Genomic DNA, 18818 nt, shown 5'->3' with positions numbered 1-18818 from the left:
AGCGCTAAGAGACAAGCGCTTCTTTTCCTTCATCACAGAAACGGCACTCCGCCAGTGACTGCCAGCGTGGCGCCGGACATGTAGCTTGCCTGGTCGCTGGCGAGCAGTACAAATGCAGGCGCCACTTCGCAGGGCTGGCCAGGGCGCTCGAAAGGCGAATCCTTGCCGAAATTCTGCGCATTCTCGAGCTTGAGGGTGGACGGGATCAATGGGGTCCAGATCGGGCCAGGGGCAACACAGTTCACGCGGATGCCCTTAGGCGCCAAGAGCTGGGCGAGGCCGCCCGTGAGGTTGTGCAGGGCCCCCTTGGTTGCGGCGTAGGCCACCAAGGTCTTGTTGGGCTTGTCGCTGTTGATGGAGACGGTGTTAATGATGGAGCTACCTGGCGGCATATGGCGCGCTGCAGACTTACTCAGGTAGAAGGTGGCATATACGTTGGTGCGGAACGTTCGGTCGAACTCCTCCGCAGTGATCTCGTCCAGGCTTTCGTGGGCCATCTGGTAAGCAGCGTTATTCACAAGGATGTCCACGCCTCCCAACTCGCTTACCGCCTGGTCAATCACATGCTCGCAATGAGCTTCCTCGCGGATGTCACCAGCCACCGATACGGCCTTGCGGCCTTCGGCACGCACCAACTCCAACGTGGCCTCAGCGTCCTTCGCCTCCTCGGGCAGATGCGCGATCAGCACGTCCGCACCTTCTCGCGCATAAGCGATGGCCACCGCGCGGCCGATCCCGCTATCGCCGCCAGTGATGACAGCCCGGCGCCCAGTGAGGCGGCCAGCGCCAATGTAGGAGGTCTCGCCATGGTCGGGCTTGGGGTGCATGTCGGCGGTGCCTCCCGGAGGCGTCAACGCCTGCTGCTTGTCGAACGGAGGGCGAGGACCGGCGGAACGGGGATCGAGGGGCATACGAGACTCCTATGGTAAAAAAATTCTGCAGGCAAGCCGATGAAGGCATGCAGGACGGCGGGAGGCTGGGCCTTGCCTAGCTCTTGGCGGGATAAGCTGGTCCACTACTGGACCCCCTCCGCTTTTTGGAGAATACTGATCTTCCCGTCGGCTTCGAGAAACGCCTTCTTCATTTGCGACAGGTCGCAGTCTGCTTCGCGCAGCGCTTGCTCGACATCGGACAAAGGGACACGCTCTCGGCGAAGTACCTCGTGGAACAATCTGCCGTCCTTGCCGATCAGGGCGGCATTGCCCTCCACAAGTCCCTGCACGCCTTTACTGCGCGAGGTGAAGAACGCTACCGCCATGTTCAGAATGATTAGCGTAAGTGCCGACAGAAGACCACCCGTAACGGACTTCTCGCCGCCCGACAGCCCCTCCGAAACGCTTTCGGACAGCAGCATGACAACCAGCAGGTCGAAGGGCGTGAACTGGCCCACGGTGCGTCGGCCTGACACACGGACAAAGACGAGAAGGGTCGCGTACACGATGAGCGCACGCAATGGCAACTCCCACCAAGCAGCTTGCAGATCGAACATAGCCTTTTCCTTTGCGCGACAGCTTCCTCGGGTGCGATGGCCGCGGCTGTAGGACCTCGCCGCATGCCCGCGTTAGAGCTGCCTGTAGCGAGGCTCGCAGTTACGGATCGACCAAAGTGCCGGATCAAAGGCGTGAGGTACTCGCTCGCACGGAGCACTTAAGCACCTGCGCCATCTGCCGTAAGGCGGAAGCCTTGAGTTCGTCGTTCTCGGCTGCCGTACAGTCTGCGGGAACCCAGACCTTGTACCCTCGCATGTAGGCATCCATGGCTGTGAGGTGCACGCACATGTCCGCCGCCAGTCCCACAATGATGAGCTGATGCGCTCGCAGCTGCCGCAGCAGGTGGTCAAGCGGAGTGGAATGAAAGGCCGAGTGCAAGGGCTTCAGCAGAGTGAGATCCTCCTCAACTGGCGCCAGCAGCGAAGCGATCTCGCCACGCGCCCCGGGCAACCCTATACAAGCGGCCAGCAGGTCCTTGAATTCGGAACGCCAGATGCCGTAGTTGTCGTTGGCGTAGATGGCTGTGACGCCGCGTCGCGACAGCCGCTGCTTGAGGCGAGCAGTCGCACGTGCAGCCTCCAGTGCATCCGGCACAAGGTCCTCAGCGCCGGGAAAGCGCATGGGGTTGATGAAGTCCACCAGCAGCAGTACCGTGGGGCTGGGCTTGAGGCGAGCAGACGCCCCGCCCGACAGAATGGAGGATCGGCGCGTAACCACCTCAGTCTCCGTCGCCGCTTTCGGTCTTATGCAGTCCGCGGATGTTCATCGCCGCAAGGCAGCACTGCAGTGCTACCAGGGCGATGGCGTGTGTGTACAGGCCCCACGCCACCCACAGCGCATTGCTGGCCAGAAAGACCCAGAAGCCGCCATTGCGGCGCGACTCGGATCGCGAGGCCACCAGCCAGGCCGCGAGCACCGAGGCAGCGAAGGCAGGCCACTGCAGCCAGTCCATCCAATCACCCATCACCGACTCTCCCAATCAGTCGCCGCGGCGACTTTCTTTGCCATTGCCTTCCGTACCGGATCCTTTGGAATCCTCGGAGGCACTGGCAATGCCTGCGCCGCCGCCCAGCGCAGCACCCGCGGCGGCACCGGCTGCAATCCCCGCTGGTCCGCCAACAATACCCGCTGCGGCGCCAGCCACGGCTCCAGCCGCAGCGCCAATTGCGCCTCCCACGCTTGGGCTGGGGTGCGGCTCTCCGGCAGTTTCGTGTCCGTCATGAAGCTCCTGACCCGGTCCGTTTCCGGTCCGGCGCGATGGCTCAGGCTGGGGTAATGGCGCCTGCTGCGCTGGATCGGTGATCTCGATGTCTTTGCGGTTGCTCATTCTGCTGCTCCAATGTCGTTAGGGAAAAGCAATGGTGCGATGCGCTTGCGCTCCGTAGCCCACTATTTCACCGGCGGATAAGGCTGTGCCTTGAGCGCGCCAGCCAAATGCGCCGTCAGCACTGCCAAGGTGTGCGTGGTGCCCATGGTCTTCTTCGGCGTTTGCTCCAGGTCCACGTAGTTGACGCTGCCCATCGCCTCTCCAACCCAGTAGGTGGATGCACTGGCCGGCACGGTGAAGCCCACGTCCACCAGGGCCTGGAACACCTCGGCGCACACATGGTGCGCACCATCTTCGTTGCCGACGGCGGCCACGCCGCCCACCTTGCGTAGGCGGGCATGTGGCCGGTTTCCTTGTCTGCTTCCGCAATGAACGCATCCATGCGCTCCAGCACGCGCTTGCACACGCTGGAAGGTTGCCCCAGCCAGATCGGGGTGCCGATAACGACGATGTCGGCGGCCATGATGCTGCGCCGCACGGCCGGCCAATCGTCGCCAGGTCCCTCGTCGGAAGTCACACCAGGCAAAAGGTTGAGGTCGACTGCGCGCACGCTTTCCACATCAACTTCGAGCTTCGCCCATTGGGCCGCCAGTTCAGCCAGCAGGCGTGCTGTCGAAGAAGGTTCCGAGGCAGCTTGGCTGCGCTTGAGCGTGCAATTGATGGTGAGAGCGCGAAGCATGGCAGAGCGGCAAGTGATGGACGAGGGGTCAATCTCACGCAAACCTTTCGAGAGTGGTGTAGGACATGCGCGCCAGCGTGTCGGCTTTCACCCCTGCTCGCCAGAACTGCCGTAGTCGAAGGAGTGCATGATCTTCTGCCACCACGTGCGGGGCTTTCGCGCCTCGGGAGCGTCCTTCAACCCTTTCGCGCTGCCTTCGCCTGACTGCCCGGTCTGTTCCGCCCAAAGCTCCGCCGCGGCATCAGACGGGGTGGGGGTAAACGGAGTGGTGAAAGGCATGGCCATGGTGGTGTCCTCCTGGTTAGATGGTGCGCTTTGCTGCAATGCTGGGGGTACCGGACGCTCGGTATGCACTGGCTCTGCCGAGCACCAGAGCAGGCGTGCGTAGAAATGCCCTCAGGGAGCCGCCGGTGCTGCAGGCGCGCAAACACGTCGAAGCGTTCGGCCTGGCCGTAGATGGCTTCGGCCGCCAATTGGCGGCCATGCCCGCCATCGCCACGACGTCGTCTGAAAAGCCCTGCACGGCGTGGCCGATGCTGCCGCAACCAAAAAGTAGTAGGCGGCCGAAAGCGTGGAAGACTCACGCTTGGCGATGTGGGTAGAAGCTCAACTGCAGTGGCAAGGGCGCCAGCCTCACGCTCAAACGCGTCAAACGATGTAGGACAGGCGCCCCCGTCGCATGTTCTTGGGTGTGCCCGGCGAACATCCGTCGCAGGTAAGACAAGGCCCACGCCATCTCGTGGAGAAATGCTGCATTGCAGCGGCCGCGATGTTCGCAAGATCGGCAGCAATGAACTGGAGCTTTCCTATGCCTGCATCCCTGGCTTTTTCCCCTGCTCGCCCGCCGTCATATGCCCTGCTGGTGGCAGAGCCTGTACGTGCTGCCCTGGAGTTTGCTGCCTACCAAGTTATGAGCGAGCAGGCATTGCCTCGCGGCGACCGGCATGCGGTCGTCATCTTTCCAGGCTTGGCCACCAACGGGGTCGTCACCCGTCCGCTGCAGTCATTTTGCGAACGGCTGGGGTACGACTGCTTCGATTGGGGCATGGGACTCAACGTGGGCCCGCAGGGTGACGTGCAGGAATGGCTGGCGGCACTGGCGCAGCGCATCCTGAACCTGACCGAGTCGCATGCCGACCCTATCAGTTTGGTGGGCTGGAGCTTGGGCGGCATATATGCCCGTGAGGTGGCCAAGCGGGTGCCTACGCGTGTAAGGCAGGTTGTCACTATCGGAACACCTTTCGCTGGCACGGCGGAGCACACCAACGTGGGTTCGCTCTATCGCATGCTCAATGGCGGCGTGCCGCCCACCGACCCGGATCTGTGCGCCCTGCTGAGCGCCGCGCCGCCCGTGCCCACCACCTCCATCTACAGCCGCAGCGATGGTGTGGTTGCTTGGCAGGCCTGCGTGGATCGCGGGCACGACAACCGCCGCCGCGTGGAGAACATCGAGGTAGAAGGCAGCCACTGCGGCATGCCCTGGAACCCTGCAGTGTTACGCGTGCTGGCCGATCGCCTCGCCCAACGGCCGGGCACCTGGCGGGCCTATGCCGGCCAGACCCTAACAACGGCCAGCCCTGGCACGTGGGCCGTGGCGTAGCTCCTGATTTGGCGCCGCTGCTACAAGCGCCTCCTTCCTACACTTTTCGGAACTTCAATCGAATATGTTCGACTCGCCGCTGCGCGCTCTTCGTGCACGGTAGTCAACATGATCCACCGAATTTCAGCATTCCTCGCGGCTTTGGTTGCCGCTTTCGCTCTTTCCGGCTGCGGCTACAACGACTTTCAACGCCTGGACGAACAATCCAAAGCCGCATGGAGTGACGTGCTCAACCAGTACCAGCGCCGTTCGGAGTTGGTGCCCAACATCGTCGCCAGTGTGAAGGGCGAGGCCAATTTCGAGCAGGAAACGCTCACCCGCGTGGTACAGGCGCGGGCCCAGGCCACCGCGATCCAGGTGACACCCGAGACCCTCAACGACCCCGAGGCCATGCGCAAGTTCCAGGCCGCGCAGGGCGAACTGTCGAGCGCGTTGTCGCGACTGATCGCGGTGTCCGAGCGCTACCCGACCTTGCAGGCGAATCAGGGCTTTCGCGACCTGCGCGTGACGCTGGAGGGTACCGAAAACCGCATCGCCGTGGCGCGCAACCGCTATATCGATACGGTACAGCAGTACAACACCCTGGCACGCAGCTTTCCCACCAACCTCACGGCCAAGGTCTTCAGCTACGCACCGAAGCCGCCGATGGCCGTGCCCAACGAGTCGCAGATCTCCACCCCGCCCACGGTGGATTTCTCTACCACCCCCAAAAAGCCGTGATCGGCGGGCTCATGTCGCTCGTCAGGCCCTTCTGGCGCCACCTTGTCGCCGCCGCGCTCCTGCTGGGCGCGCTCTGCGCCGGGGCGCAAACGCCCGTGCAGCCGGTGCCGGCCCTCACCAGCCATGTGGTGGACGGCACCGCCACGCTCAACGCCGAACAGCACGCGGCGCTCGAGGCGCAACTGGCCGCCCTCGAATCCAGCCAGGGCAGCCAAGTCGTCGTACTGATGGTGCTCACCACCGCCCCAGAGGACATTGCCTCCTACGCCAACCGTGTGGCCAACCAGTGGAAGATCGGGCGCCGGGATGTGGGCGACGGGGTATTGGTACTGGTCGCCAAGGATGATCGCAAGATGCGCATCGAGGTGGCGAAGGCGCTGGAGGGCGCGGTCCCCGACATAGCGGCTGCGCGCATCATCGACGGCACGCTGCAACCGCGCTTTCGCGCCGGTGACTTTGCCGGCGGCCTTCAGGTTGCTGTGACACAGCTAGGTGCGCTGATTGCGCGCGAACCGCTTCCAGAACCTTCTGCACCACAGACATCGCAAGCGCGAGGCCAAGGCATGGTTTCGGGGTTTGGCTGGGGCGAGGCAACCATCATCCTCGTGATGGGTGTGCTGATCGGCGGGCCGATTGCACGCTCGATGTTCGGCAACGCGTTCGGCTCGCTCGCCACCGGCGGTGCGGCCGGGCTGGGCGCCTTCGTGCTCACGTCTAGCGCTCTGCTGGCGGGCCTGGCGGCCATTGCGGGCCTGCTGTTCACGCTGTTGGCTGGCCCCGGCCGCCGGACCACTCTGCGCCAAGGCGGCTCCAGCATCCCCTGGGGCGGCGGGCTCGGCGGGCTTGGAGGCCTGGGCGGGGGTGGCTTTGGCGCAGGCGGCTCGCGCGGTGGTTCGGGCGGCGGCTTCAACTCTGGCGGTGGAGGCAATTTTGGCGGCGGCGGTGCCTCCGGCGGGTGGTGAGCATGGCCCTGGACCTGTCCCGATCCTTACGAGCGCTGCGGCGCCTTGCCCTGCACCGCTGGCAGGAAAGCGGTGTGCGGCGCGCTTTGCCCGACGACTCCCTGGCGCGGCTCTCGACGCGCGTGGCGGCCAGCGAGCAGCTTCACACCGGGCAGATCCGCATCTGCGCCGAAGGCGCGTTGCCCTGGAGCTATCTTCACCGCGACGCCACGGCCCGCGAGCGTGCGCTCATGCTGTTCAGCAAGCTGCGCGTGTGGGACACTGAGCACAACAACGGGGTGCTGATCTACCTGCTGGTGCCCGAGCACGCCATCGAGATCGTCGCAGACCGCGGCTTGGCCCGCAGCTTGGAGCCGAGAGACTGGGAGGCTGTCGTGTCCCAACTCGCTGTGCATCTACGCAGCGGACACTTTGAGCAAGGCCTGACCCAGGCGGTCGATAGCGTGACTGCACAGCTTGTAAAGCATTTCGGCCGAGATGAGACTGATGCTCTCAGAGTCAACGAATTGCCTGACGCCCCCGTCGTCGGATGGACAAACGGATAACGGGCACTTGGTCGGCACGCCTGCGCCAATCCTTCAGGCCACAATTTCTTCTCGAGAGGCTCCATGTCAAAGACCACACGACGCGCACCAGCTGGCAGGGTACGACTAAATCTCGCACTGCAGGGCGGTGGCACGCAGGGGGCGTTCACCTGGGGCGTTCTGGACCGCCTGCTCGAAGAAGAGCACATCGACATCGGCAGCATCAGTGGCACCAGTGCCGGCGCGCTCAACGGAGCCGCGCTCGCCACCGGCATGGCGCGCGGCGGCCGCTCAAGCGCAAAGGAGCACCTTTCAATGCTTTGGGAGCAACTGGCGCAGGCGGGCTCACTCATGACTTTTCTTCTGCTGCCAATGCGCAAGCCAGGCATGGGAATTTGGGACGATGCCCTACCCATCCTATCTCCCTACCAAACCAACCCAGTCGGCATGGCGCCGCTGCGCTACATCCTCAACACTGTTGTGGATGAGACGCTGCTGCGCGATACGAGCGCGGCACCTCGGCTCTTCGTCAATGCCCTGCACGTGCAAAGCGGTAGCGGCCGCGTGTTCGAGCCTGAAGAGATGAGCATCGAGGCAATCCTCGCATCCGCTTGCGCACCACTGTCCTATCAAGCGATCGAGATCGATGGTGAGAGCTATTGGGACGGCAGCTACGCCGCCAACCCTTCCCTGTGGCCACTGTACGAGAGCCAGCTCGACACGGACATCCTGCTCGTAGAGCTGACCCCGCTGCACCGCGCGGAGACACCTCTTTCGGCCAAAAACATCCTGAACCGCATCAATGAAGCAGCGTCGATCAATGGACTGGTATCGGAGCTGAGGTCGCTGGAATTGATCAACCGCACCGTGCCTGAGGATGATATTCGCATGCACGTGTTGAGCCTGCCCGATCGACCTGCAGGACTGCTTGCGACCGAGCCTTCGATCAAACGCACCGTGGGGCGCGTTCTGTTCGAAATGCTGCGCCAAGACGGCAGGCAGGCGTGCGATGCCTGGCTGGAATCGACTGTGGACATCTCAGCGCGCTACCTTCGTCCCTACACACAGCAGCCGGACATGGAATTGTCCTCAACTGCACCTTGACGAGGCTCGCCCTGCAACTACCCATCGCTCGATAACACAAGTGGCGCGGCAAACGCGCGGCTAAGGTACCGCGATCCCTTGAGCCCGAAGCGCCAAGGCACGCCCACCGCTTTGGAGATGTCGATGCGCGGCCCAGTTACCACCTCATCAGGCAGGCAATCCGCGCCTTCCCGTATGAAGGGGGATTTTGGTAGAAGTAGCGCGAAGGGGGGGCATGTGCAATGGCAGGCCATTCGCCGTCCCATCGATTCCCAGTGCCTGTGCCAACCGCCCAGGACCTGCGCAAAGAAGCCTCACATCCTGCAGGCTGCGGCGCGAGCGCATGGTGTCGATTCCGTGAGTAGGCTCCGGCGCCCGCAGCAGCACGCCCGCGCCATGGCCTGCCTCCATGCACACGTCGTTCAGGCACCAATGCAGCCCGTACGAGCGATACAGATACGCGCAGCCGGGTGGCCCAACCATCGCCGCATTGCGCGCAGTGAGCCCTCCGAATGTGTGGGAAGCGGGGTCCTCCTGGTCATAAGCTTCGGTCTCCACGATCCGACCGCCCACTCCATCCACAACAGAGTCACCCCCTAGGAGCCTGCGCGCCACCACCTGCGGCGGCGCGTTGATGTCGATCACGGCGATCTCTTCGAGAGGTTCAGGGAACTCATACAACGGCTGGGGACAGATATTTGCAGAAGCGACGCATAGGCCCCACCGCGCTCCAAAAAAAGAGAGCCCGAAGGCTCTCCTGCTGGTCAGCGGAAGAAAATCGCGATCAGGATGATGATCGGAATGGGAACGCCGAGGAACAACAAAAGCAGCGAGCGCATGGAGAACTCCTTGGGGGTTGGTCGTGAGGCTTACAGATAGCGATGACGGCCGCCGAACGTGGCGGCGAAGCTGGCGACGAATGCACCAACCAGCAGCGAAACGAACAGCCACAGCGCGCCGTAGGCCGAGGCCTTGCGAGCCGTGTCTGCCGCCTCGGTAGCTTTGGCCTTGGCTTCGGTCAGCTTGGCCTGGGCCTTGGTGAAAGTGTCGGCCACACGTTTTTCGGCATCTTGCTGTGAGATGCCGGTGCGCTGCGTCACCACCTGGCCGACGTATTTCACATCATCTGCGGGCAGCGGGGCGCCGGCGCCCAGGCTATTGACGAAGATGCGTGCCACTTCGGCGGTGTAGGGGGAGGTAGACTGGGGAGTGGCAGGGGACTGGGCACCTGCGGCATCCGATGACACAGAGGCCGACGAAGGCACTGCCGGATCGGTCGCGGCCACTGTCTTGCGGAACAGCGAGTCCACCAGGTAGCTCGGCGAAGAATCACTCTGCGATGCCTGACCAGCAGCCGCTGCTGCCGCGCCAGTACCAGCAGCGGCTGCGGTAGTGGCTGCGCCGCCCGCCAATGCCGCACCCGCCTGCACTCCGCTGCCCACGATGGACCCGATCGCCGATGTCAGCATGGCCGCCGTTACCAACGTCGACACGGACCAAGCGAGGAATCCGTGGGCCGTGTCGCGGAAATAGGTTTCATCGGTGTGCACCCCAACCCACTTCACACGCAAGCGCCCAGCCAAGTACCCACCCATGCCGGACGCAGCAATCTGCGTGAACGTGATCCACAGGATCGTTGAGATGCCGAAGGTGGTGGCTGCGATGCCCGACTGCGCCCATGGCGACACGGATGACAGCCCGAGACCAGTGCCCAGCAACAGCAGGATGAGCGACAGCGATGCGGCACCTGCGGCACCAGCGAGGATGGCCGCCCAACTGACGCCACTGGCGTTTCGCAGAGAAACTTCCCCCTCCAACGGTTCTGCGACCAGTCTGTCGGAGCCCGGTTCATAGGCGGTGGTGGTCATGGTATTTGCCTCCTGTTGAGATGACCCAAGGGTAGGCAGCGCGCACCACACGGCGTGTGCCGTTTTGGTGCGTCTCGACGTAGGCGAAACACCTGCTTACTGCGGCTCCATGTTAGTAATTGCCTCACAGGCTACCGACGCCGATACAAGGTCGAGTGCGTTTTCCGCAGCAGCGCCGCTCGCGGTGTTGTCGAAGATGCACCATACGCTTTCAGCTTCATGTGCTGCGGCAACCAAACGGTGCGCAAGGGCATCGATCAGCGCGGTATCGTAGGCCGAGTAGTACACCCGAGGGGACCCGTGCAGTCGGCAGTACACCAGTCCGGACCAGCCGCCCGGAATTCGCCCAGGATCGTGCAGCACCGGATCGGCCAGCACGCGGGCGACTTGCCAGTGGGCCAGGAGCGCATCTCCTTGCGGCGAGAACCAACTGGCGTGACGTGGCTCTACGGCGACGCCCCCCTCGCCATGCAACCGTCGTAGGATGCCGAAAAAGTCGTTAGCCGTTGCAATGTCCAGCGACAGGCTGGGTGGTAGCTGGACCAACAGACAACCCAACCGCTCGCCTAGACCGTAGACCTGTTCCAGAAAAGCCTGTAACAAGGATTCGCTGTCCCTCAAGCCCGCCGTATGCGTGATGCTACGCGGCAGCTTGGCACTGAAGCGAAAGGCGGGTGGCGTGGTTGCTGCCCAGTGTTCGTACGTGGTCCGCTGGTGCGGTCGGTAGAACGAAGAATTGATCTCTACAGCCGGCAGGCTCCGCGCGTAGCGCTTTAAATGGCTATCTGCGGGGTCTGCAGAGGCAAATCGATGCTGACTGGCACGCGGCAGGCCCCACCCAGCAGTTCCAAGCAGCAACGATGCGGCGATGTTGCGGCTTGCGTGTTTCGGGCTGCTTGCTGTTCGGGACATCAAGGGGGGTATGGTCGGCCATCGAGGGCAACAACGGGGCCAGAGGCCTCGCCCCTCGATGGAATCGTCGAGTGTTCTACCTATCGCGGCGCCCAGGATCATCCTCGTCGCGGCCACCAAGTTTCCATGCTTGTTGTCCCAGTAATAACCTGCCTCCGGAACGAATTCGATCACCGTTATCCGAGCATCGTCTTTGCCTTCTGTGAACCAGGTCTTCATGATGGGGTCCCACAACTCTTCGATCAAGGTCTGATCACGATGAATCTTCGCTGTTCCATCCAGAGCAAGAAAACCAGAATGTTTGGAACCTTGCATAAAAATTCGCACCTGTGGATCGGCTTCGATCTCGTGATTTTTGTGGCTGTCTGATGCGCTCAGAAACCAAAAGTGCCTGCTTCATCGACTTTTTCTACGCCCATCGGCCGAGTGCCGCGCGTATCGCCTTGCGGCGCATTTGTGCAGAAGAAACAAGATCCTGCATCTTCTGCCATCTCGCGAATTCGAGCGACCGCATCCGCACCGTTGAGGTGGTGGTGAGTGTCTTCTGCTTGTCGCTTGTTTATTGAATCCATCATGCACTCCTACTTTTGGGAATGCCTTATTGGAGAGCAGACCTTGATCACTCATCGTAGGACGCGAACTGATGGACTGAGTTATTTTCGCGAGAAGAGCCCGATGGTACGCTTGTGATGGCGGCAAGAGGCGTATTCACCATGCTGCCCTCAGATGTCCCGGCTGCCCATCCCCAGTCAGCCCCATGGAGACAATCCGGCCCACGCAACTTAGTCAACCAGGTTGTATTTGACTGCGTAGTAAATCAACTCGCTGTCGCTTGTCAGCTTCAGCTTGGCGAGCGTCCGTTGACGATATCCAGCAACCGTCTTCTCGCTTAAACCTAGGGAATTTCCGATCTCTGAAAGGCTCTCTTCCTTAGCAAGACGGATAAACACCTGCAACTCTCGCGCAGACAGTTGTTCATGCGGATGCCCTTCTTGAGCAGTTAAGAGATGCTGCTGCAGGATGTAGTCCAACGTTGGAGACACATACTGCCGGCTGTTCGCGATCGTGCGGATGGCATCGACAATCTGCTCAGGCTCGCATTCCTTGTTCAGATAGCCGTCCGCCCCTTTGTGCAACATGCTCAGCGCAAAATTTTCCTCCGGCAAGCCTGAGTACATTAGGACGCCTACGCCTGGCTCGCTCGATGCAAGCGCCGCAAGCGCATCGATTCCGTTGAAGTTTGGCATGGTGATATCCAGGATCAATACGTCTACCTAGCGGTCACGCACGAGATCGACCACTCCACATCCATCTGCCGCTTCTGCGACTACCGAAAGATCGTCGTGTGAGCAAAGGAATTCTTTCAACCCGCTCCGGGTGACTGGATGATCATGCACTATCCCAATTCTGATCATTTCCTGCACCTCAACTCCGGCGACCCTCTGTTGCTCCTTGCGGCTGCGAAGGGTCTGCTCGCAGCGCGTCATGCATATCTAAAGCTTAAAAAGCAGTGCCGATGCTCCGCGTAGGATTCGAAGCAATCAAAGCGCACTTGTTCCGCGACCGTGCGTTCGGCATTCCCACCGCGTGTGCCAAGGCGTTACTGCGTTGTGCCCCAGGCCCTGCACTTCCAACCAGTTTGATCCGACCCACATGTCAGGTGGCGTCCCGTTCTGCCACCACTTCTCCATTTAAGCCATCGAACCAACCTGCATAGGGACTGTCCTTCACCAGCGTGCGGTTGAAATCGGGAGCGCCGTCCGTCCACCATACGGCTCCCCGTTCGCCGAGAGCGCGTTTGGCATCGTTGACATTCTTGCGCGTTTGTTCGCGTGCTTCATCGGTTGGCGTTCCCCGCAAACTTCGGCGGGCTTCCATCAATTGTTTCACCAGAGCTCCTCTAATATCTGCGGACAACGCTGGATCTGACTTTCGCCATAATCTACCGCGCACAACGAAGTACCTGCCATCTGGCGTGACGGGGTACGCTTCTGGGCTCTGTGACACTCTGCTTGGGTCCACTTAAGCGTGATGGCGTGAAAACGTTTCAGAAGTCACTTCAGCCACTTGCGTTTAGGGCGAGGTAGAACTTCGATATCAACAGCTTCATGCACGGTGGGGCGACCAGTGGCGGGATCGTCCTCGACGACGTTTTCAAGATCCACGTCTTGCACTTCGGACGAAGTCTTTTGTTCAAGATCATCCAGCACTGCGCCGATTTTGCGCTCGGCCTCGTCCACCTTGGCCTTGGGAACCGATATTGATGTTTGCATCGGGAAGCTCCAGCATTTTGATGAACTCATTGTCGAGTTGTCCCCGCAGCAGACTGTCATCATTTGCTGCAAAGGGAAGTCACCGAAGATGCCGACACGAATAGTTGCCTGCACGTTGCTGCTGTTCGCACGGCCTCATATCGTGCTTTCAGAGCCCACCTCGCCAAATGCCAGCTCAATCACAGGGAGTAAATATGGCTCCCACCGATCCCAAAGATCACCCTCGGCACCGTGTGCCTGACGAACTGTCCAGCGCAGCGGGTGATTTATGGCTTAGCACAGAGCAGCCGGCCTCGCCGCCTGCACCTGAGCAAGGCAGCGTCAGACCGTTTGCTGACGAAGCTTAAAACGAGGCTGCCGACCCAGTAGGCAAACCGCCTCGGGTGTAACTGGAGGCGAGGGTTGCTAGCGAGTGAGGCTGTGCCTCATACACGCAGCCAACGCGTAGCCAAGACGAGGAGGGAAACCAGCGAGAGGGGCGATGAGAGGGGCGATGCGACCGGGTGGACGCGCGAATGTCCTACAAAACTTTTGCAGCACATCCTTAGGCTTGCGGTTCGCCAACCCAACGACCCACGGAAAGTAGACCATGCCCAAATCTGCAAAGCCTCCCGTCGCCAGCCCCCCTTCCTCCGCTGCTGCGGCCGCATCGCGCAATACGGACAGCGGCCCCTCAACGGTAGCCGCGGCGGATGACCTGGCATCCGCAAGGGCCCAACAGACCAACGACTTGGCAGCCGCACGGCCCTACAACCCCAACAAGGCAGGCGAGCACGGCTTCAAGAACGGTGTGAACCCGGCGACCGGTGCCACCGCCGAGCCCGCATCGCGCCTGCCGGGCGCCAGCACCTTGTCCGAGGCCAACGGCTCGGCCAAGACCGGCAGCGTGGCTGCTGAAGGCGTCAACGCCGCCATAGCGCCGCTGGACCGCGTGCGCGTCGACTCGGCCGGACAAGTGCTCACCACCAACCAAGGGGTGCCAATCGCCGACAACCAGAACTCGCTCAAGTACGGCGAGCGCGGCCCCGTGCTGCTTGAGGACTTCATTCTGCGCGAGAAGATCACGCACTTCGACCATGAGCGCATCCCAGAGCGCATCGTCCATGCGCGCGGTTCGGGCGCCCACGGCTTCTTTGAGTGCTACGAGCCGCTGACCGATCTCACGCGTGCCGCACCCTTCCAGGAGGCTGGCAAGATCACCCCGGTGTTTGTGCGCTTTTCTACCGTGCAGGGCGAGCGAGGCTCCAAGGACACGGCGCGCGACGTGCGCGGCTTCGCGGTCAAGTTCTACACCGACGAGGGCAACTGGGATTTGGTGGGCAACAACATGCCGGTGTTCTTCATCCAGGATGCGATGAAGTTTCCGGACTTGGTGCACGCCGTGAAACCCGAGCCGCACCATGCCATGCCGCAGGCCGCCAGCGCGCACGACACTTTCTGGGATTTCGTCTCGTTGATGCCCGAGTCCACGCACATGCTGATGTGGGCCATGTCGGATCGCGGCATCCCGCGCAGCTATGCCACCATGCAGGGCTTTGGCGTGCACCCCGTCCGCTTCGTGAATGCGGCGGGCGAGTCGGTATTCGTCAAGTTCCACTGGAACCCGAAGGCGGGCACGCATTCGCTGGTGTGGGACGAGGCGGTCAAGATCTCCGGGGCCGACCCCGACTACCACCGCCGCGATCTGTGGGAGCGTATCGAGGCAGGTGCCTACCCCGAATACGAACTGGGGGTGCAGGTGTTCACCGAAGAGCAAGCCGAGCAGTTCAGCTTCGACATCCTCGACGCCACCAAGATCATCCCCGAAGAACTGGTGCCCATCCGCCCCATCGGCCGAATGGTGCTCAACCGCAACCCCGACAACTTCTTTGCAGAGACCGAGCAGGTGGCCTTCTGCACCGCGCATGTGGTGCCAGGCATCGATTTCTCGAACGACCCGCTGCTGGCAGGACGCATCCACTCTTACGTGGACACGCAGATCTCACGCCTTGGCGGCCCCAACTTCCACGAGCTGCCCATCAACTCGCCCATCGCCCCCGTGCACAACAACCAGCGCGATGGCATGCACCGCCAGGCCATCCACCGCGGCAAGGTTGCCTACGAGCCCAATTCTCTGGCCGGCGGCTGTCCCTTCCAAGCCGGTGCGGCGCAGGGCTTTGTCTCGGTTCCCGCCCGCATCGAGGCCAAGGAAGCCCAGGGCAAGGTGCGCGTCAAGCCCGAGAAGTTTGCCGACCACTACACCCAGGCCACGTTGTTCTTCAACAGCCAGACCCCGGTAGAGCAGGCCCACATCGCGGCGGCTTTCCGCTTCGAGCTGAGTAAGGTCACTGTGCCTGCCATCCGCGAGCGCATGGTCGCCTCGCTGCGCAACGCTTCAGAAGATCTTGCCGCCCAGGTGGCTGCGGGTCTTGGCATTAAGGAGTTGCCTGAAGCCATGCCCCGCGCACTGGCCAAGCCGCCCAAGCCCGAGATCGCCACCTCTCCCGCCCTGTCACTGCTCGCACGCCCCGGCGACGGCAGCATCCAGGGCCGCAAGGTCGCCATCCTGGTGGCCGATGGCATCGTGGGCCAGAGCGCAGCGGACTTGCACCAAGCCCTGTTTGCCCAGGGAGCCGTACCCCGTTTCGTGGCCCCGCGTATCGGACCGGTGAGCACTGCCGACCAAGTGCCCATCAACGCCGACGCATCGCTGGAAAACGAGCCCGGCTTCCTGTTCGATGCGCTCGCCCTCCCCGATGGTGAAGAAGGCGTGCAGATGTTGGCCGCCGATGGTCACACCATGGAATTCATCAAGGACCAGCACCGCCACTGCAAGACCATCCTGGTCATGCCAGCCTCTGCAGCGTTGATGCTCAAGGCCCAGATTCCAGCAACGCTGCCTTCTGGCGACCCCGATCCCGGCATGTTCATGGGGGCCGCGCCCGCAGACTTCAAGGCGTTCATTCAGGGCATCGCGCGCCACCGACATCCCGAGCGCGAGACGGACCCTCCATTGGTGTAACAGGACTGTTCCAGGCAGCGAAGGCAACACCGCCATCGCTGCCCGGGGACGCCACCATGACCGCTCCCTTTGAAGCAGCACGAACCGACCGCGATCGCCTCGAAGCCGTGGAGAAGCTGCTCGCGCAGCAAACGCAGCTACTGGGCAAGCTGGCGGGCCAAGTGCAACGAAGCCACTCGGCCATGGCGGCGGTGATTGCCCTGGCCCAGGCCCTCATCGAGTCGCACCCCGAGCCGGCCGTACTGTCCAGCCATTTCATGGACCAGATGGACACCATGGGAAGCGTGCTGTCTGCTGATGACATCACCTTGTACCGCGACGACATGCAAAAGCTGCACCTCCATATCCTTTACGCAGCCAACCGCCGGAATCCGCCTGGCGGTGCTGGCTAGGGGCGGCAAGCCGACTTTCCCAGCGCCAGGGTTACGGGGCGCCGCAAGGCATCGCGCCACCGTTTGCTTGGTCGTTAGAAGGGCTCTGCGGGGACTGCCTCCCCGCCACGCAGGTCAGGGTTTGGCAGCACCGCACCGGTCCCCTCACTTCCCGAGTCCAATGGCTGTGATCCCTGGCCAGTGAAGAACCGGCGTGGCACCACGACGACACCGCTCTCTGTGACCAAGAAACGTTCGCGGTCCCGCTCCGGATCAAGCCCAATGCGTTCGCCCGGCGGAATGTCGTTGTCCTGGTCGATGATGGCCCTGCGAACATGGGCGCCGCGGCCAATGCGGGAGCGCTCCATCACGATGCAGTGCTCTAGCTGCGCATCGCGCTCCACCATCACCGAGCGGCGCAGCATGGCGTGGTCCAGGTTCGCACCATCGACTACGCATCCAGAGCCCACTATGGAACGCCTGACCATTCCCTCTTCGATCTGAGCAGACTCTGCCTGCTCCGAGCTGGCATAGATTGGCCATTCGCGGTTGGTCATGCGAAAGCGAGGCGTGGCACCCAGGGTGTCGAAATGCGCGTCGAAGTAGGCATCGATGGTGCCCACGTCGCGCCAGTAAGCGTGCTCCTCGTAGGCTGCCGTGCCGGGCACCTCGTTCGTAGTGAAGTCATACGCCATCAAGCGATGCGACTTCAACATGGTGGGCAAGATATCGCGGCCAAAGTCGTGGTGGCCCGTGGCATTGGCCTTTCTCAGCGCGTCGAGCAGCACGTCAGCATTGAACAGATAGTTGCCCATTGAAGCCAGCGCGTGTGTTCGGCTACCGGGCATAGGGCGCGCGCTCTGGGGCTTTTCCACGAAGTTGCCGATGCGGTGGTGCGAATCCACCTCAACGATGCCGAACTGGTTGCACTGCGACAGCGGTACCGGCAAAGTGGCCACGCTCACGTGGGCCTGGCTGGCGCGGTGAAAGTCCACCATCTGGCGCACATCCATGCGGTAGATGTGGTCGGCCCCGAACACGGCCACGATGTCGGGCTGGAACGACTCGATCAGGTGGATGTTCTGGTACACCGAGTCGGCCGTGCCCTGGAACCACTCGGGCCCATTGTTCATCTGCGGCGGCACCACGGTCACGAAGTGCTGGGGGATGAAGCGCGTCATGGTCCAGGAACTGCGGATGTGCTCGATCAGCGACTGCGACTTGTACTGCACCAGCAGATAGATCGAGTAGATCTCCGAGTTGACCAGGTTGGACAGAACGAAGTCCACGATGCGGTGCTTACCGTTGAAGGGGACTGCTGGCTTACAGCGCGCTTCCGTCAAAGGGTGCAGACGGGAGCCTTCGCCCCCTGCCATGACGATCGCCAATATGTGATTTCTCGAGGAGGTCACGGTAGAAACTCGGTGTGTTGGTACGCTGCGCCGCTGTGATACTGCTGCGCGCAAACAGCCTTGCCCGGAAAGACGGCAACGCGCTTTCATGTAGGTCATAACTCACATCAGGAATGCCCCCAACCCCTGATCGAGGTACCAGAATCACCCCACTGACCGACCTTAAGTGCGGCTGGGACCGCATTTCCGCAAGCTCAGCTAGCCGGTTTAGTTCTACGTTGTGTGCAAGGTCCAGCAGTGGGCTCTTTGTCGGGTGCATCATCTACTGAGGCGCCTGGATGCTCCACTTCTGGTAGCTATGAATGCGGCCTGCGCTTCATTGTGGTTCGGCTGTGGAAATGGGGACGCTGCTGCGCATCGGCGCAACGCTTTAACGCCAATCACTTGCAAACCACCGCATGAAGCGAGCGCGGGATGGTCCTACATATGGCAGAGAAATCGGGTTGAGTATGACTTCGCCGGGCTTGCACCTCCCGGTCTGTCCCTCTCTGCGCCCGCCTCGTGCGGGCGCTTTTTTGTCACTCCGGATCGAAACCTTCCAATGCGGGTTGCCTGTAGAACCACAGCTTGTCGCACTCTACCTGCATCACCGGTAG

21 protein-coding genes and 2 pseudogenes are annotated in these 18818 nt (G+C 62.0%); 7 read left to right on the top strand and 16 right to left on the bottom strand.

Annotated elements, in window-relative coordinates:
* Positions 1 to 32 precede the first annotated feature (32 nt).
* From ACK59X_RS02585 to ACK59X_RS02550, 8 genes and pseudogenes are all read right to left on the bottom strand, one after another.
* On the bottom strand, positions 33 to 911 hold the full coding sequence (locus ACK59X_RS02585; RefSeq protein WP_409954906.1) for a glucose 1-dehydrogenase: 879 nt from the start codon (positions 909 to 911) through the stop codon (positions 33 to 35).
* 104 nt (positions 912 to 1015) lie between these two features.
* The gene (locus tag ACK59X_RS02580; protein WP_409954904.1) at positions 1016 to 1489 is read right to left on the bottom strand and encodes a DUF421 domain-containing protein; all 474 of its coding nucleotides are present in this window, start codon (positions 1487 to 1489) and stop codon (positions 1016 to 1018) included.
* Positions 1490 to 1613: 124 nt separating this feature from the next.
* A complete protein-coding gene (locus tag ACK59X_RS02575) occupies positions 1614 to 2207 on the bottom strand; it encodes a cysteine hydrolase family protein (RefSeq protein WP_409954902.1) in 594 nt (197 codons plus the stop codon).
* A gap of 1 nt (position 2208) precedes the next feature.
* Positions 2209 to 2454: a hypothetical protein gene (locus ACK59X_RS02570; protein WP_409954900.1), complete on the bottom strand. Its 246-nt coding sequence runs from the start codon at positions 2452 to 2454 to the stop codon at positions 2209 to 2211.
* Positions 2454 to 2711 (bottom strand): hypothetical protein, encoded by a 258-nt coding sequence (locus tag ACK59X_RS02565; protein WP_409954898.1) that lies wholly within the window; start codon positions 2709 to 2711, stop codon positions 2454 to 2456. Before ACK59X_RS02565 ends, ACK59X_RS02570 begins: the two co-directional genes overlap by 1 nt.
* A 168-nt stretch (positions 2712 to 2879) precedes the next feature.
* Positions 2880 to 3131, bottom strand: a complete 252-nt coding sequence (locus tag ACK59X_RS02560; protein WP_409954935.1) for a hypothetical protein — start codon at positions 3129 to 3131, stop codon at positions 2880 to 2882.
* Between the two features lie 80 nt (positions 3132 to 3211).
* Positions 3212 to 3496 (bottom strand): annotated as a pseudogene (locus tag ACK59X_RS02555) (flavodoxin family protein); the annotation flags it as partial.
* 87 nt (positions 3497 to 3583) lie between these two features.
* A complete protein-coding gene (locus ACK59X_RS02550) occupies positions 3584 to 3781 on the bottom strand; it encodes a hypothetical protein (RefSeq protein WP_409954897.1) in 198 nt (65 codons plus the stop codon).
* Between the two features lie 523 nt (positions 3782 to 4304).
* Between ACK59X_RS02550 and ACK59X_RS02545 the strand changes: the two genes are divergently transcribed.
* The 5 genes from ACK59X_RS02545 to ACK59X_RS02525 all read left to right on the top strand — a co-directional run bounded on the left by ACK59X_RS02545 (position 4305) and on the right by ACK59X_RS02525 (position 8406).
* Positions 4305 to 5096: an alpha/beta fold hydrolase gene (locus ACK59X_RS02545; RefSeq protein WP_409954895.1), complete on the top strand. Its 792-nt coding sequence runs from the start codon at positions 4305 to 4307 to the stop codon at positions 5094 to 5096.
* A 108-nt stretch (positions 5097 to 5204) separates the two neighbouring features.
* Entirely contained in the window at positions 5205 to 5816 is a 612-nt protein-coding gene (locus ACK59X_RS02540) for a LemA family protein (RefSeq protein WP_409954893.1), read from the top strand.
* A gap of 11 nt (positions 5817 to 5827) precedes the next feature.
* Positions 5828 to 6778: a TPM domain-containing protein gene (locus ACK59X_RS02535; RefSeq protein WP_409954933.1), complete on the top strand. Its 951-nt coding sequence runs from the start codon at positions 5828 to 5830 to the stop codon at positions 6776 to 6778.
* Positions 6779 to 6780: 2 nt separating this feature from the next.
* A complete protein-coding gene (locus ACK59X_RS02530; RefSeq protein ID WP_409954892.1) occupies positions 6781 to 7323 on the top strand; it encodes a TPM domain-containing protein in 543 nt (180 codons plus the stop codon).
* Between the two features lie 63 nt (positions 7324 to 7386).
* Positions 7387 to 8406, top strand: coding sequence for a patatin-like phospholipase family protein (locus tag ACK59X_RS02525; protein ID WP_409954890.1), 1020 nt, complete (start codon positions 7387 to 7389; stop codon positions 8404 to 8406).
* A gap of 17 nt (positions 8407 to 8423) precedes the next feature.
* Here the strand turns inward: ACK59X_RS02525 and ACK59X_RS02520 are convergent.
* The 7 genes and pseudogenes from ACK59X_RS02520 to ACK59X_RS02490 all read right to left on the bottom strand — a co-directional run bounded on the left by ACK59X_RS02520 (position 8424) and on the right by ACK59X_RS02490 (position 13552).
* Positions 8424 to 9066: pseudogene (locus ACK59X_RS02520) on the bottom strand (DNA-3-methyladenine glycosylase).
* A gap of 188 nt (positions 9067 to 9254) precedes the next feature.
* Positions 9255 to 10253: a hypothetical protein gene (locus ACK59X_RS02515; protein WP_409954888.1), complete on the bottom strand. Its 999-nt coding sequence runs from the start codon at positions 10251 to 10253 to the stop codon at positions 9255 to 9257.
* A 96-nt stretch (positions 10254 to 10349) separates the two neighbouring features.
* Positions 10350 to 11492, bottom strand: a complete 1143-nt coding sequence (locus ACK59X_RS02510) for a DUF72 domain-containing protein (protein ID WP_409954886.1) — start codon at positions 11490 to 11492, stop codon at positions 10350 to 10352.
* A gap of 47 nt (positions 11493 to 11539) precedes the next feature.
* Positions 11540 to 11737 (bottom strand): hypothetical protein, encoded by a 198-nt coding sequence (locus ACK59X_RS02505; RefSeq protein ID WP_409954884.1) that lies wholly within the window; start codon positions 11735 to 11737, stop codon positions 11540 to 11542.
* A gap of 210 nt (positions 11738 to 11947) precedes the next feature.
* Positions 11948 to 12430, bottom strand: a complete 483-nt coding sequence (locus tag ACK59X_RS02500) for a LuxR C-terminal-related transcriptional regulator (protein ID WP_409954883.1) — start codon at positions 12428 to 12430, stop codon at positions 11948 to 11950.
* Positions 12431 to 12821: 391 nt separating this feature from the next.
* On the bottom strand, positions 12822 to 13055 hold the full coding sequence (locus tag ACK59X_RS02495) for a hypothetical protein (protein WP_409954882.1): 234 nt from the start codon (positions 13053 to 13055) through the stop codon (positions 12822 to 12824).
* 164 nt (positions 13056 to 13219) lie between these two features.
* Complete coding sequence (locus ACK59X_RS02490; protein ID WP_409954881.1) at positions 13220 to 13552, bottom strand: hypothetical protein; 333 nt, start codon at positions 13550 to 13552, stop codon at positions 13220 to 13222.
* Between the two features lie 475 nt (positions 13553 to 14027).
* Between ACK59X_RS02490 and ACK59X_RS02485 the strand changes: the two genes are divergently transcribed.
* The gene (locus ACK59X_RS02485) at positions 14028 to 16439 is read left to right on the top strand and encodes a catalase (protein WP_409954879.1); all 2412 of its coding nucleotides are present in this window, start codon (positions 14028 to 14030) and stop codon (positions 16437 to 16439) included.
* Between the two features lie 56 nt (positions 16440 to 16495).
* Positions 16496 to 16831: a hypothetical protein gene (locus ACK59X_RS02480; protein ID WP_409954877.1), complete on the top strand. Its 336-nt coding sequence runs from the start codon at positions 16496 to 16498 to the stop codon at positions 16829 to 16831.
* 74 nt (positions 16832 to 16905) lie between these two features.
* Here the strand turns inward: ACK59X_RS02480 and glgC are convergent, their stop codons facing one another.
* Positions 16906 to 18222: a glucose-1-phosphate adenylyltransferase gene (gene glgC, locus ACK59X_RS02475; RefSeq protein WP_409954875.1), complete on the bottom strand. Its 1317-nt coding sequence runs from the start codon at positions 18220 to 18222 to the stop codon at positions 16906 to 16908.
* Positions 18223 to 18818 lie beyond the last annotated feature (596 nt).

It is taken from the genome of Acidovorax sp. (assembly GCF_046339755.1).
Lineage (GTDB): Bacteria > Pseudomonadota > Gammaproteobacteria > Burkholderiales > Burkholderiaceae_C > Acidovorax.
This window is presented reverse-complemented; position numbering and strand designations above follow the sequence as displayed.